The sequence below is a fragment of the Rugamonas brunnea genome, assembly GCF_014042345.1.
Lineage (GTDB): Bacteria > Pseudomonadota > Gammaproteobacteria > Burkholderiales > Burkholderiaceae_D > Rugamonas > Rugamonas brunnea.
Map to the genome: position 1 here is coordinate 754,657 of NZ_JACEZT010000001.1, position 13,907 is coordinate 768,563.

15 protein-coding genes, 2 tRNA genes and 1 riboswitch are annotated in these 13,907 nt (G+C 64.2%); of the genes, 11 read left to right on the top strand and 6 right to left on the bottom strand.

The annotated features are described in order from the left end of the window. Positions 1–30 precede the first annotated feature (30 nt). From H3H37_RS03440 to glyA, 6 genes are all read right to left on the bottom strand, one after another. On the bottom strand, positions 31–2,337 hold the full coding sequence (locus H3H37_RS03440) for a pilus assembly protein (RefSeq protein WP_182160194.1): 2,307 nt from the start codon (positions 2,335–2,337) through the stop codon (positions 31–33). A 15-nt stretch (positions 2,338–2,352) separates the two neighbouring features. Further along, entirely contained in the window at positions 2,353–3,039 is a 687-nt protein-coding gene (locus tag H3H37_RS03445) for a pilus assembly PilX family protein (protein ID WP_311197390.1), read from the bottom strand. Further along, on the bottom strand, positions 3,039–3,986 hold the full coding sequence (locus tag H3H37_RS03450) for a PilW family protein (protein ID WP_311197391.1): 948 nt from the start codon (positions 3,984–3,986) through the stop codon (positions 3,039–3,041). The genes H3H37_RS03445 and H3H37_RS03450 overlap by 1 nt, the downstream gene beginning before the upstream one ends. An 8-nt stretch (positions 3,987–3,994) precedes the next feature. After that, positions 3,995–4,564: a type IV pilus modification protein PilV gene (gene pilV, locus H3H37_RS03455; protein WP_182160197.1), complete on the bottom strand. Its 570-nt coding sequence runs from the start codon at positions 4,562–4,564 to the stop codon at positions 3,995–3,997. 160 nt (positions 4,565–4,724) lie between these two features. Further along, entirely contained in the window at positions 4,725–5,195 is a 471-nt protein-coding gene (gene nrdR / locus H3H37_RS03460; protein ID WP_182160198.1) for a transcriptional regulator NrdR, read from the bottom strand. A gap of 75 nt (positions 5,196–5,270) precedes the next feature. After that, complete coding sequence (gene glyA / locus H3H37_RS03465) at positions 5,271–6,518, bottom strand: serine hydroxymethyltransferase (protein ID WP_182160199.1); 1,248 nt, start codon at positions 6,516–6,518, stop codon at positions 5,271–5,273. A 98-nt stretch (positions 6,519–6,616) separates the two neighbouring features. Next, positions 6,617–6,752, bottom strand: a riboswitch (ZMP/ZTP riboswitch). Positions 6,753–6,907: 155 nt separating this feature from the next. Between glyA and H3H37_RS03470 the strand changes: the two genes are divergently transcribed. The 11 genes from H3H37_RS03470 to H3H37_RS03520 all read left to right on the top strand — a co-directional run bounded on the left by H3H37_RS03470 (position 6,908) and on the right by H3H37_RS03520 (position 13,806). Further along, complete coding sequence (locus H3H37_RS03470; RefSeq protein ID WP_182160200.1) at positions 6,908–7,657, top strand: SDR family NAD(P)-dependent oxidoreductase; 750 nt, start codon at positions 6,908–6,910, stop codon at positions 7,655–7,657. A gap of 254 nt (positions 7,658–7,911) precedes the next feature. Next, positions 7,912–8,322: a tol-pal system-associated acyl-CoA thioesterase gene (ybgC, locus tag H3H37_RS03475; RefSeq protein WP_182160201.1), complete on the top strand. Its 411-nt coding sequence runs from the start codon at positions 7,912–7,914 to the stop codon at positions 8,320–8,322. A gap of 30 nt (positions 8,323–8,352) precedes the next feature. After that, positions 8,353–9,042: a protein TolQ gene (gene tolQ, locus H3H37_RS03480; protein ID WP_182160202.1), complete on the top strand. Its 690-nt coding sequence runs from the start codon at positions 8,353–8,355 to the stop codon at positions 9,040–9,042. Between the two features lie 16 nt (positions 9,043–9,058). Beyond that, positions 9,059–9,496 carry an ExbD/TolR family protein gene (locus tag H3H37_RS03485; protein ID WP_229218621.1) on the top strand — a complete coding sequence of 146 codons (438 nt, stop codon included), beginning with the start codon at positions 9,059–9,061 and terminating at the stop codon, positions 9,494–9,496. A gap of 8 nt (positions 9,497–9,504) precedes the next feature. Continuing rightward, positions 9,505–10,449 carry a cell envelope integrity protein TolA gene (gene tolA, locus H3H37_RS03490; RefSeq protein ID WP_182160203.1) on the top strand — a complete coding sequence of 315 codons (945 nt, stop codon included), beginning with the start codon at positions 9,505–9,507 and terminating at the stop codon, positions 10,447–10,449. Continuing rightward, entirely contained in the window at positions 10,449–11,723 is a 1,275-nt protein-coding gene (gene tolB, locus H3H37_RS03495; protein ID WP_182160204.1) for a Tol-Pal system beta propeller repeat protein TolB, read from the top strand. The genes tolA and tolB overlap by 1 nt, the downstream gene beginning before the upstream one ends. Positions 11,724–11,753: 30 nt before the next feature. Further along, positions 11,754–12,278 carry a peptidoglycan-associated lipoprotein Pal gene (pal, locus tag H3H37_RS03500; protein WP_182160205.1) on the top strand — a complete coding sequence of 175 codons (525 nt, stop codon included), beginning with the start codon at positions 11,754–11,756 and terminating at the stop codon, positions 12,276–12,278. Between the two features lie 107 nt (positions 12,279–12,385). Continuing rightward, positions 12,386–13,141 (top strand): tol-pal system protein YbgF, encoded by a 756-nt coding sequence (gene ybgF, locus H3H37_RS03505; RefSeq protein ID WP_182160206.1) that lies wholly within the window; start codon positions 12,386–12,388, stop codon positions 13,139–13,141. Between the two features lie 131 nt (positions 13,142–13,272). Continuing rightward, positions 13,273–13,348: transfer RNA gene (locus H3H37_RS03510), tRNA-Lys, on the top strand. Between the two features lie 28 nt (positions 13,349–13,376). Continuing rightward, positions 13,377–13,452, top strand: a tRNA-Lys gene (locus tag H3H37_RS03515). Between the two features lie 90 nt (positions 13,453–13,542). Further along, the gene (locus H3H37_RS03520; protein WP_182160207.1) at positions 13,543–13,806 is read left to right on the top strand and encodes a hypothetical protein; all 264 of its coding nucleotides are present in this window, start codon (positions 13,543–13,545) and stop codon (positions 13,804–13,806) included. The last annotated feature ends 101 nt before the right edge of the window (positions 13,807–13,907 follow it).

The window sequence follows — 13,907 nt, forward strand, 5'->3', positions numbered from 1 at the left end:
CGGTTGCCCGCGATTGCCCGCGGCCTCCAATTAGCGGCGCGCCGCCGCATGCAATTCGCGCCAGTTCACTACCTCGCGCCAGCTCAGGCGGCCGGACGGCGCCGCCACCGTGATCGCCCCGGCCGGACGCACCGCGACGTCGCCCACGTTGCTGAACATCGCAATGGCGACGGTACGGGTAACGCTTGCCACAGCCGGCGATGGGGCAATAGCGGGGCCCGTTCCACCGGCCGCCGCCACCGCCGGCAAGCGCAGCACCACCGGACGCACGGCATAGCCCGGCGCGAGACGGGCCGTGACGCGGGTATCGCCAGCGCTCATGGCCGAAGCCATCCACATCGACGGCAAGCCCGTCAAAACGTCCAGGGCGTAGCTGCGGCTGCGCGCCGCGTCGCAAGGCATCCGGCCCGGCAAGACGGTATTGAACAGCAGCTTGCCATTGGCCAGCACGCCACTGTCCAGGCTGCGCTCCCCCGTGGTATCGCTGTGCAGAAAATCGATGTACCAGCCCTTGCTGTTGGCGGGCAGATCGGCGCCCAGCAAGGTCAACGCCGCATCGTCGTCTGCGCCGCTGAGCGTGCGCGGCGTCAGCTCGCCGCGCCCCGACACCAGTTGCGGCGGATCGGCCAGCGTGTCGAGAATGGCGTAATACGATTGCGACGCGGCGCGCGCTGGCAGCCGGTCAGCCGCCTCCAGCATGCGCCCTGTGCCGAACAGGATCAGATAACCACCACCCGCCGCGTACACCAGCCGGGGCTGTTGCGCGATCGCTTGCCGGACACCGGCGGCATCGCGCGCGACGAACAGCGGGGTTTTCGCCGGCCCCGGTCCTACCGCCCCGGACCAAGGCGCATTGCCGGTCAGGTCGAAGCGCCACAGGTTACCCTGCAAATCGCCGGCGTACGCGTAGCGCAGCACGCCATCCGCATCCACTGCCAGCGCCGGTGCGCTTAAGCCGTTGGCACGGGCCGCGTCGCTAATCGGCGTAACGAGGCGATAGTAGTTGTCATTGAGCCGCCACGGCTGCGACGGCAGCTTGTCCAGCGCCAGCAGGAACAGCGCGCCGTTGCCGCTGGCGCTGGCATGGCCGTCGGCCGCGTAATTGTTGACACCGCTGGCGACGACAGCCACGTCGCGCAGCACGGCCGCAGCACCGCTGCCGCCAGTGCGCACGCGCGCGACCCGCGGCAGGGTGGTCACGTTGCCCATCATGGGATCGTCGCGGTCCGTGAATTCCCACAGCACGCCCGATGCAGCGAAGTGCAGCGGGTCGGTCACGTCGAGCGCGAACACACCTTGCGCGCCGCCGCCCATGGCCGATACCAGTACCGTCTTCCACGCTGCGCCAGTGTAGGCCTCCCCGGCGCTGGCCGGGCCGTCGACGTAGGCGGTATGCACGTAAGCGGGGCTGGTCAGGCGGTTCAATTTGCTGAACAACGCATCTGGCACGTAAGCGAACAATTCACTGCCGTCGGATGCATCAAACCCATGCAGCATGCCATCGTTGGTGCCGATGTAGACGGCAGGCCGGCGCGTCTGGCTGCGCGCGTAAAAGTCCGCATACGCCGCGCCCCGCTCCACCGCTGACGCCACGCCCACATAAACGGCGGTGCTGTTAACGGCATCGCCCAACACACTGCTGCGGCGCCGGAACACACTGCCCTCCAGTGCACGCTCGCCGCGTAGATAGTCGAGCCGCTGCGGCCCCATGCCATCGGGTCGGCTGCGTGCACCCGCAGTCGGCGCACGGTCGAGCAAGGCCCGCTGGGCGCTGCTAATCGCGTCCCACGCAAACGGCACGGTGGTCAGCGTGCCATCGGGCTGCACGATGGCTGTGTAGATGTTGCGTGCGGCCGGCGTGGGCCGGGGCAGATGGCCGTCCACACCAGTGAGGATGGCACCGGCATCCCACATTGGTGCGCCGGCAGCCAACGTACTGGCGTCACTGGCCTGCACGGCGTAGCGTTCAAAGTGGCCGCTCCAATCGACACGGCTATAGACAGCCTGAAACACGGCTGATGCTGCGGCTTCAGCGCCTGCACCAGCAGCAGCACCAGGCAGCACCAGCGGCATGCCACGCACGGGCGGCCCGCCATCGGCCGAGACGCACCCGGCCAACAACGGCTCGCTGGCGAGATCGAGCGCCGGTGGTGCTGCGCGGGCAAGTCTTTCGGGGCAGACAACCAGCCACGCCAACAATAGCAGCAACAAGGGCAATTGCGGCAAAGGCGGCGTTGGCTGCAATGTCAGCAATTGCAGTAATCGCGGCAAACGTGACAACCGCAGCAACAGCAACCACTGCAAGCGCGGCAATGAACAGCGTGTGGCGTTCGTCATGCGGGCATCTCCATCTCAATCGGCCCTGCGGAAGACCGATTGCAGCACCACTTCCGTTTCCGGCCTGGCGCTAAATCCGATCGCCGTCACGCGGTAGCAATGTCCGCCCGGGGCGCCTACTTCGTCACTGGGCTGATGGCAGGGCAAGAACTCGATCAGGTAGCGGGGACGGTGAAATGGCAGGAAGCCACTGCCCGTCTGCATGGATGCGCCGCTGTAGTCGCCGTATTGCACGGTATGGCCGCCACCGTCTTCCGCACCGCTCAAGTCCACCGCCTGCCACGCGGGCGTCGCTGCGCCTGTCGCGCGGGCGCACAGGCCGGCGTTGACCGGCCCCGTGCCGCAGCCGTCGATAAAGCCCAGGCCGGTATCGCCGCCAAACAGCGCACTGCGCGCGCGCCACGCGCCAGCGCCAGAACCCGCACCACCAGCGCCACGCCCATCCGAACCGGACCCATCGCCGCCACCATGCCCGCCCCCTGCGGTTGCCGTGCCCGTCACATCGCGTTCTCCGTCCATAAGCGCATCCTCCGCCGCCTGAAACGCCACTTGCCTGTCCCGCCCCGCCCGCGCCGCTTGTTCTCCTTGCAGCGCCATCCGGGCAGCTGATGCGCCAACCAGCATCACGGCGACGAGGATCAACATCGTCACCAACAACGTGACGCCACGCTGCCGTCGCGCGTACATGCACGCCCACCCCATCACGTGCTCCGGTTACGCAACTGGAACAGCGCGACAAACAAGCGCCGCGCCCGCCGCTGCAAGGCCGGCGCCATCGGTTGCTCGGCCACCCGCACGCCGGGGTCGTCACCGGCATGGGCATCAGCGTAGGCTGCGCCGAACAAGTCGTAGGTCACTGGCGTACCGTCGGGCCGCGTCTGCACGTCACCGCGCAACAGCAGCGCGACCTTGACGGTGCGCACCCGCTTCCAATACGTCTTGCGGTTCAGGTCCCGCAACTGCTCGTCGGGCGTGGCGCCTGCCAGCACGAGACTGGCATCGAGCGCATTGACGGCGCTGGCGTTGAGGTAGGAATCGGGAATGCCGTCGGGCGGCGTATCGAGGTCAACGCCATACAGCACCTGGAAACTGTCGACGCCGCGCACGATGGCGTCGGCGCCCCAGCCGCTGGCGCTGCGGTACTTGCAGCGCAGTTCAGGTTCGCCGCCGCCGTCGTTGGCGACATAGAAAATGCTCCAGCCGCGCGCATCGGCAGTGTGACTGTCCGCCACGCCGAAACCGGCACAGTTGACGGCGGACCCATCGCCGTTGGCGGTGCCGCCCGATCCGCCAAAGCGCAACACCAATACGTCGCTGCCATTGGCCACCGGCGCCGTCGGATGCTCGATACCGTCGCTGCTGCGTGTGAGGCTGCGCGCATCGAGCCCGCCGATCGCAGCGCTGGCGGTAGAGACATAGGCGGCGGGCGCCGTCTCGCCATCCCAGTTCACGTAGGCACTCTGGCGCACGGCCTGACCGATGATGTCGAGCGCATAGTGGCCGCCGTCATCGAGCCACACGTTCGCGCTGTGCATGCGGTAAGCGCCATTGGCCAGCACCAGCATGGCGCAGGCCAGCAGCACCACCAGCATGCCCAGCGCCATCGACACCATAACCTCGGCCAACGCCACGCCAGTTTGCCTTTGCACGCGTGAATTCATGGCAGCGCTCCCACCGCCACGGCGACGCCGGGCACGAACTCGCCATCCTCATCGCGCGCGGGCGCACCATCAGGACGCTTGCCGCGCCACCCCACCTTGACCACCAGCGGCGCGCCCGCGCCACCGGTGCAGCGCCAGCGCAAGCGGCCGCCCTGCCACAGGCCGGCGTCACGGCACACCAAGGCGCGCCCGGCGGGCAAGCTGGCATGCACCTGCTGTTTGATCTCGTACAGATCGAATTGCGCCAACTGGCTGCGGTCGCAATGGGCGTCCAGCGCGTAGCACAGCGGCGACGGCGGCGCGGGCGACGGCTCGGCCAGCGCGTCATAGTTAAAGGACAGATAGGGATTGGCCGCGTCCGCCAACGGCGGCGTGATGCTGTTGGCGCGCATGCGCTCGGCCAGGCTGTTGGCCAGGTGCAGCGCTTGCGTGAGCAGGGCCGATTGATGGCGCGTGCGCAGCGCCGCCAGTTGCATGGCCGTGCCGCAAATGATGCCCAGCGCCAGCACCAGCAAGGCCACCATGATTTCCAGCATGGTAAAGCCGCGTGACCGTGTCCATCGCATGCCGCACCTCCGTCCCCGCAAGCCGCCTCACATGGCGGCTGAGGATGAAGTTAGCAGTGCGCGCGCTTCAATGCATGAGATAAGTCAACCGTGCGCCAAAGCGCGCTGACGGCTGGAAAGGGAATGACACCGGGAAGGGGAACGCAGACGGCAACGGGCCTCAGCCCTTACGGGGCTTGCGCTCCTGCCCCACTTCGGCGATGGCGTCCTGGAACTCTTCCAAGTCTTCGAAATTCTTGTAGACGGAGGCGAAACGAATGTAGGCGATCTTGTCGAGCCGCTTGAGCTCCTGCATCACCAGTTCGCCGATGTAACCGGAATCGACTTCACGCTGCCCGCTGGTGAGCAGCTTTTCCTCGATCGACTGCACCGCCGTATCCACGGCCGCAGCCGCGACGGGGCGCTTGCGCAAGGCCAGCATCAGGCTGTCGCGCAGCTTGGCGGCCGCATATTCGGTGCGGCTGCCGTTCTTCTTGACCACGAACGGCATCACCAGTTCGATCCGCTCATACGTGGTAAATCGTTTATCACATTTGGCGCAACGCCGGCGCCGGCGAATGGCGTCACCCTCCTCCGATACGCGGGTATCGAGGACCTGAGTCTCTTCATGCTGACAGAATGGACATTTCATGTGGGCGACGGTTTCGCTTGCGATTATTGTGTCAGGACGCCGGCCAGGGCCAGCGTCCTGTTGATACTACACCGATCAGGCAGCGTACACCGGGAATGCGTCGGCCAGCACCTTCACTTCGGCCTTCACGCGCTCGATGGTGGCGGCGTCATGCGGGTTGTCCAGCACGTCGGCGATCAGGTGCGCGACCTTTTCCGCTTCCGCTTCCTTGAAACCACGGGTGGTCATGGCCGGGCTGCCCAGGCGGATGCCGGAAGTCACGAATGGCTTCTGCGGATCGTTCGGGATGCCGTTCTTGTTGGTGGTGATGTGAGCCGAACCGAGGATGGCTTCCGCTTCCTTGCCGGTCAGGTTCTTGGCGCGCAGGTCCACCAGCATCACGTGCGACTCGGTGCCGCCGGACACGATGCGCAGGCCGCGGGCGATCAGGGTCTTGGCCATCACGTCGGCGTTCTTCACCACTTGTTGCTGGTAGGTCTTGAACTCGGGCGACAGCGCTTCCTTGAAGGCGACGGCCTTGCCGGCGATCACGTGCATCAGCGGGCCGCCCTGGATGCCGGGGAAGATGGCCGAGTTGATGATCTTTTCGTGCTCAGCCTTCATCAGGATGATGCCGCCGCGTGGGCCGCGCAGCGATTTGTGCGTGGTCGAGGTGACGAAGTCGGCGTGCGGCACAGGGTTCGGATACAGGCCGGCGGCGATCAGGCCGGCGTAGTGGGCCATGTCGACCATGAAGTACGCGCCCACGGCCTTGGCCACGGCGGCGAAACGTTCGAAGTCGATCTTTTTCGAGAACGCGGAGGCGCCGGCGATGATCAGCTTGGGCTTGTGCTCCTTGGCCAGCGCTTCCATGGCGTCGTAGTCGATGTCTTCAGCGGCGGTCAGGCCGTAGGACACGACGTTGAACCATTTGCCCGACATGTTCAGAGGCATACCGTGGGTCAGGTGGCCGCCTTCGGCCAGCGACATGCCCATGATGGTGTCGCCCGGTTTCAGCACGGCGAAGAACACGCCCTGGTTGGCTTGCGAACCCGAGTTCGGCTGCACGTTGGCCGCTTCGGCGCCGAACAGTTGCTTGACGCGGTCGATGGCCAGTTGCTCGACCACGTCCACGTATTCGCAGCCACCGTAGTAGCGCTTGCCTGGGTAGCCTTCGGCGTATTTGTTGGTCAGCTGCGAGCCCTGGGCTTGCATCACGGCCGGCGAGGTGTAGTTTTCCGAGGCGATCAGCTCGATGTGGTCGTGCTGGCGCTTGTTTTCGTTCTGGATGGCGCCGAACAGCTCAGGGTCTACGTTGGCGAGGGTGTGATCTTTTGCGAACATGAAAAAACTCCAATCAATATGAGTAACTTGTTTCTGGCAGGTTGGATCGAATGAGGGAAGCCGATAGCGGAAAGACAGCCTCATTGTGCGTACCATCGGTGGGCTGCCCAGGCGAACGGCTATTGAAATCTCACGTTCCCCGGTGGATGCCCACCTTTCGCCAACGGACCAACCCGCCTGCCGGGTGCCCGGCCTGGGGATCATCGCAGCTTTTCGCCAGTTACGTGAGACGTAATGGAAGGCAAATTGTAAGTTAAAGGCAGGAATTGGGCAAGATAAATGTTATCTAAATTGCAATCAAGCTGTCATTTTTGCGTGATAGGCTGGCGCGACTGGCATTTCGGCTACAATTTTGGCCACTCCTCCCCTTCCACCGACAAGGACAGAACATGATCGTATTCATCACGGGCGCGACGGCCGGCTTTGGCGCCGCCATGGCCCGCACTTTCGCCGGCCACGGCCACCGCGTCATCATCAGCGGCCGCCGGGTCGAACGCCTGCAGGCGCTGGCCGCCGAACTGGGCGCGGCCGCCCTGCCGGTCGAACTGGACGTGACGGACCAGGCTTCCATCGACGCCGCGCTGGCCGCCCTGCCCGCCGACTGGCAGCCGATCGACGTGCTGGTCAACAACGCCGGCCTGGCGCTGGGCACCACGCCCGCCCATGAATCATCGCTGGCCGACTGGAACACCATGATCGCCACCAACTGCGCCGGCCTGGTGGCCATGACGCGCGCCATCCTGCCATCGATGGTGGCGCGCGGCACCGGCACGGTGATCAACATCGGCTCCACGGCCGGCTCCCACCCTTATCCGGGCGGCAATGTGTACGGCGCCACCAAGGCCTTCGTGGAACAGTTCACCCTCAACCTGCGCGCCGACCTGGTGGGTACCGGCGTGCGCGCCACCAACATCGCGCCCGGCCTGTGCGGCGGCACCGAGTTCTCCAACGTGCGCATGAAGGGCGACGACGCGGCCGCCGCCAAGGTCTACGAAGGCACGGTGCCGCTGACGGCGGACGACATCGCCAACACGGCGTACTGGATCGCCACGATGCCGCCCCATGTCAATATCAATCACATCGAGATCATGCCGACCTGCCAGGGCTTCGGGCCGTTCGCCATCAAACGCAACGCCTGAAAACCGGGGTTTGCTTAGTATTTTTAAGTAAACTAGCTACAAAAGTTGCCAAAAGCGGCGATAAACGTAAGCGGTTGTTACAAGGCTTGGCATTTTGCCCGCCGTCAGCTTAACTGCTGGCGGCGCAACTTTGCGCGCCGGGATGACAGAAACGACAAAATGGACGGCGATTCCACGAAAATCGACCGCCCGCTTCAATCCCGACAACAAAGTCGCGTAAAATGTTGCTCAATCTCACTAGTAGCCAATCCAACATGTCTGCAGAGTTCACCTGGAATGTCCGCGTCTATTACGAAGACACGGACGCCGGCGGTATTGTCTATTACGCAAATTACCTGAAGTTCTATGAACGCGCCCGCACGGAATGGCTGCGCGCCATCGACGTGGGCCAGCACGCGCTGCTGCAGCAACATGACGCCATGTTCGTCGTCAAGAACGTCAGCGCCGAATACCACGCGCCTGCCAAGCTCGACGATGTACTAAAATTAACGCTCAGAATCGCCAAAATGGGCCGTGCCTCCATCCTGTTTGAACAGCAGGTCTGGTGCGGCGAGCAGTTGCTCAACACCGCCCACGTCAAGGTGGGTTGTGTCGATTCCGCCCTGCGTCCGCGCGCCGTGCCGCCCGAAGTCGCCGCCCGCATGCGCGGCGTCATGCCATCCTGAAGCCGCCCTTTTCACCCAGACCGTAAGCCCATGAACGTCACCCAAGACCTGTCCTTCCTGTCCCTCATCACCAACGCGCACCTGATCGTGCAGCTGATCATGGCGCTCCTGTTTGGCATTTCGCTGACCAGCTGGACCTACATCTTCCGCAAGATGTACGCCGTGCGCGCCGCGCGCCGCCAGACCATCGAGTTCGAAAAGACCTTCTGGGCCGGCGGCAACCTGCACGCGCTGCACCAGAACGCCGGCAAGGACCGCGCCAACAGCGGCGCCCTGGCCCGCATCTTCGAAGCCGGCATGGGCGAGTTCATCAAGGGCAAGGCTTCCTACGGCAGCCGCGACGCGCTCGACGTGGGCGCCGTGCTCGATGGCGCCCGCCGCGCCATGCGTGCCGCCTTCCAGCGCGAGATGGACGCGCTCGAATCGCACCTGGCCTTCCTGGCCTCGGTCGGTTCGGTGTCGCCCTACATCGGCCTGCTGGGCACCGTGTGGGGCATCATGAACGCCTTCCGCGGCCTGGCCAACGTACAGCAGGCCACGCTTGCCGCCGTCGCGCCCGGCATCGCCGAAGCGCTGATCGCCACCGCCATCGGCCTGTTCGCCGCGATCCCGGCCGTGGTCGCCTACAACCGTTTTTCGCACGACATCGACCGCCTGGCGATCCGCTTCGAGAGCTTCGTGGAAGAATTCTCGAACATCCTGCAACGCCAGTCGCGCTAATTAAGGCAGCACCATCATGGCTTCCTCTTTCAACAGCAGCATGCGCGGCGGCCGCGGCCGCAAGCTCAAGTCCGAGATCAACGTCGTGCCCTACATCGACGTGATGCTGGTGCTGCTCATCATCTTCATGGTGATGCCGTCGTCCAACAACCCGAGCGTGGTCAACCTGCCCAACGCGGAAAAAACCACCCGCCCGCCCGATGACTACATCCAGGTCGTGATCAAGCCCAATGGCGCGCTGTCGATCGGCGTGCAGGGCAAGGACCCGGACGCGCCCGAGACGGCGCCCAACCGCGAGGCCCTGGTGCGCAAGCTGCGCACGCTGCATGACGAACATCCCGAGTTCCCGGTGCTGATCGCCGGCGACAAGGACAGCAAGTACGACGATGTGATCCAGCTGATTTCGGAAGCGAAGAAGATGGGCATCAACCGCGTGGGCCTGGCAACCAAGTAATGCAGACGATGAAACACGCGACAAGCAGCGGCCCGTACAAGGTTCCCAAGGACCATGACGGCCTGCGTTCGGCCGCCATGGCCGTGGCCATGCACGCGGTGCTGATCCTGTTCCTGTGGGTGGGCGTGCACTGGCAAAGCAACGAGCCGGTGGCCGTGGAGGCCGAAGTGTGGGACATGAAGGTGCAGGAGGCCGCCCCGCCGGCGCCGCCCGCGCCCGAGGCGGAGCCGGAACCGGCACCGGAAGTGAAGCCGCCGCCCGCCCCGGTCTCGCCGCCCGACGAAGTCAAGCCCGAGCCCAAGGCACCGGACATCGCGCTCGAACGCCTGAAAGCCCGGCTCAAGGCCGAGAAGGAAAAACAGGAAGAATTGAAGAAGGAACAGCTGAAGAAAGAACAGCTGAAGAAAGAACAGCTGAAGAAGGAAGAGGAAAAGCAGGCCAAACTCAAGGCTGAGAAGGAAAAGGCCGAGAAGAAGAAGCTGGAAGAGCAAAAAGCCAAGGAAGAGCAGGAAAAGAAAGAGAAGAAGGAACAGGCCGAGAAGAAACTGAAGGCCGACAAGGAAGCCAAGGCCAAGCTGGACAAGGCGGCCGAGAAGGCGCGCGCGGCCGAGATGAGCCGCATCACGGGCGCCGTGGGCGCAGGCACCAGCGGCACGGCGGCCAAGTCCACCGGTCCCCGTTCCGACGGCGGCTACGAGGCGGCCATTCGCGGCAAGATCAAGGGCAACCTGGTCTACAGCGGCACGGACGACACCCTGAAGGCGTCGTTCCACATCTCGCAGCTGCCCACCGGCGAGATCATCTCGGTGCGCAAGACCAAGGGCAGCGGCAACGCGGCCTACGACACGGCGGTGGAAAACGCGATCTGGAAATCGTCGCCGCTGCCGAAGAAGAAAGATGGTACGGTGGTGCGTGATTTCGACACCGATTTCAATATGAAGGATTTACATTGATGGCTACCATGAAAAAACTGACCCATTGCGTGATCTACGCCGGCCTGGCCATCGCCGCCGGCAGCGCGCACGCCCAGATGCGGATTGAAATTTCCGGCGTCGGCAGCAACCAGATCCCCGTGGCCGTGGCCGCTTTCGCCGACGAGAACGTGGCGCCGCAGCAGATGTCGGCCATCATCAAGGCCGACCTGGAGCGCAGCGGCGCGTTCAAGGTGATCGACGCCGGCACCATCAACGATGTCAACAACATCGACTACAGCGCCTGGAAGGCGCGCGGCGCCGACGCGCTGGTGGTGGGCACGGTGCAGCAACTGGCCGACGGCCGCTACGACGTGCGCTACAAGCTGCTCGACACCATCAAATCCAACAAGATGTCGCAACTGGACCAGGCCACGCCGCCCCAGTTCACGCGCCTGGCGGCCCACAAGATCGCCGACGACATCTTCCTGAAACTGACCGGCGTGCGCGGCGCCTTCTCGACCCGCATCGCCTACGTGACCCAGGAAGGCCGCAGCTACCGACTGGAAGTGGCCGACGCCGACGGCGAAGGCGTGCAACTGGCGCTGCGCTCGAACGAACCCATCATCTCGCCGGCCTGGTCGCCGGACGGCACCAAGGTGGCCTATGTCTCGTTCGAGCAACGCAAGCCCGTGGTCTACGTGCAGAACCTGATCACGCGCGCGCGCACCGTGGTGGCCAATGAAAAGGGCAGCAACTCGGCCCCGGCCTGGTCGCCCGACGGTAGCAAGCTGGCCGTGGCCCTGTCGAAAGACGGCCACACCCAGGTCTACACCGTCAACGCCGACGGCAGCGGCCTGCGCCGCATCTCCAACAGCGCCGGCATCGACACCGAACCGAAATGGTCGGCCGATGGCCAGAGCATCTACTTCACCAGCGACCGCAGCGGCGGCCCGCAGATCTACCGCATGAGCCCGACGGGCGGCGACGCCCAGCGCGTCACCTTCGGCGGCAGCTACAACATCAGCCCCCGCATCTCGCCCGACGGCAAGACGCTGGCCTATATCTCGCGTCGCGACGGCAACTTCCAGCTGTATGTGCTGGACCTGGCCTCGGGCCAGGAGCAGCGCCTGTCCGACACCACCAGCGACGAAGCGCCCAGCTTCGCGCCCAATGGCAAGTACATCATGTACGCCACCGAGTCGGGCCGGCGCAAGTCGCTGGCCGTGGTGTCGGTCGACGGCCGTGTCAAGCAACGCCTGACCACACAGGTGGGCAATATCAAGGAGCCCACCTGGGGTCCTTTCATGCAGTAAAATCCTTCATTTACAACCAGGAGAGTCAACATGCGTAAACTCAGCAGCTTAGCCTTCGCCCTCACCACCGCCGCCATCCTGTCCGCTTGCAGCACCCCGGTCAAACTGTCCGAGCCTGCACCAGTGGTCGAGAGCAAGCCGGCGCCGGCACCGGCCGCCGACACCCGTACCGTCGCGCCAGTGGAAACCAAGTCGATCGATCCGCTGGACGATCCGAAAGGCGTGCTGGCTAACCGCAGCGTCTACTTCGACTTCGACAGCTACGTCGTGCGCGCCGATGGCAAGCCTGTGGTGGAAAACCACTCGGCCTACCTGACCAAGAACAAGCAGCGCAACATCCTGATCCAAGGCAACACCGACGAACGCGGCGGCGCCGAGTACAACCTGGCCCTGGGCCAGAAGCGCGCCGAAGCCGTGCGCAAGGCCATGGGCGCCCTGGGCGTGCCAGAGTCGCAGATCGAAGCTGTCTCGCTGGGCAAAGAGAAGCCTAAGGCCGAAGGCCACGACGAAGCCGCATGGGCGCAAAACCGCCGTGCCGACATCGTCTACAAGTAATCAAATTGATGCCTGACCCGCACGGGTCGCAGGCATAATACGGGGCGGCGCGCAGAACACTGTGCCCGCCCCGTTTCCATTTGTCCGACCGAATTGAAAGCGCCCACATGATCAAACCAACTACATCCAGCCTGGCCGCCGCGCTGCTGGCCGCGTTCGCCTTCCTGCCCCTGCACGCTGGCGCCGGCGTGTTCGACGACGACGAAGCACGCAAGGCCATCCTGGACCTGCGCACCAAGGTCGATACGCTGGCGCACGACCTGAACGCGCGCATCGACACCAAATCCGACAAATCGAGCACGCTGGACCTGGTCAGCCAGAACGAGCTGACGGCGCAGGAGATCGCCAAGCTGCGCGGCCAGATCGAAGTGCTGGCCAACGAGCTGGCCAACGCCCAGAAGCGCCAGAAGGACTTCTACGTGGACCTGGACACGCGCCTGCGCAAGCTGGAACCGCATGAGGTGACCATCGACGGCAAGGCCTCGCAGGTCGACCCGAACGAGCAGAAGACGTATGAAGCAGCCATGCAGCTGTTCAAGTCCGGCGACTACAAGAACGCCGGCATCGCCCTGAGCGAATTCGTGCACCGCTACCCGGAATCGGGCTACGCGGCCAACGCCCAGTACTGGCTGGGCAACGCCTATTACGCCCAGCGCGACTGCAAGAACGCCATCGCCGCGCAGCAGGTGGTGCTCAAGGCCTACCCGGACAGCCCCAAGGCGGCCGACGCCATGCTCAACATCGCCAGCTGCCAGACCGAGCTCAAGGACAAGGCGGCCAAGAAGACCTTGCAGGAACTGATCAAGCAATACCCGGATTCGAGTGCGGCCGCCACGGCCAAGGAACGCCTGAAGGGCAAGTAAGCGCCAGTGGGCGCAACGGCGCGCGGGGCGGCCGGTGGCCGCCCTGCCACGGCATGACGGCGCATCAACATAAAAGTCCGTCAGGCATTTGACAGAAGCGCTGGGGTTCCCTATAATCTTGCTTCTTTCGGGGGTCGTTAGCTCAGCTGGTAGAGCAGCGGACTTTTAATCCGTTGGTCGCAGGTTCGAATCCCGCACGGCCTACCACTCGAAAGAAGCCAAGGTTTATACCTTTGGGTCGTTAGCTCAGCTGGTAGAGCAGCGGACTTTTAATCCGTTGGTCGCAGGTTCGAATCCCGCACGGCCTACCAAGAATTCAGCAGTATGAGAAAAGGTTATGCGTTTCGGCGCATAACCTTTTTTCACATTTGCCCACCATCCCCTCCCACGAAAGCACCTCCATGAGAAAGACCGACCTGGCCAAATACGATGCCAAAAAACTGATGGGCAAAATGGCCGTTCCCGGTGGCGCCGAATTCGGCAAGGCTGCGGTGGTGGTCGATCGCCGCGAGCAGCGCCGTCGCGACCAGGCGCTGGGCCTGGTCCCCTTCGCCGTCAAGCTCAATAGCGACCTCGTCGCGCAGATCAAGGCGCTGGCGACCGAACAAGGAACCGACCTCAACGAAGTGGTCGCCGCGCTGCTGCAAAAAGGTTTGGCAAGCTGAGGTGCGGCCCGGGGAGCGACTGTCCGAAAGACAGACCTGACACCGCGTTTGTCACCGCGTTGCTATCGTGACACCGCTGTTATATCGGCCACGCCGTCTCC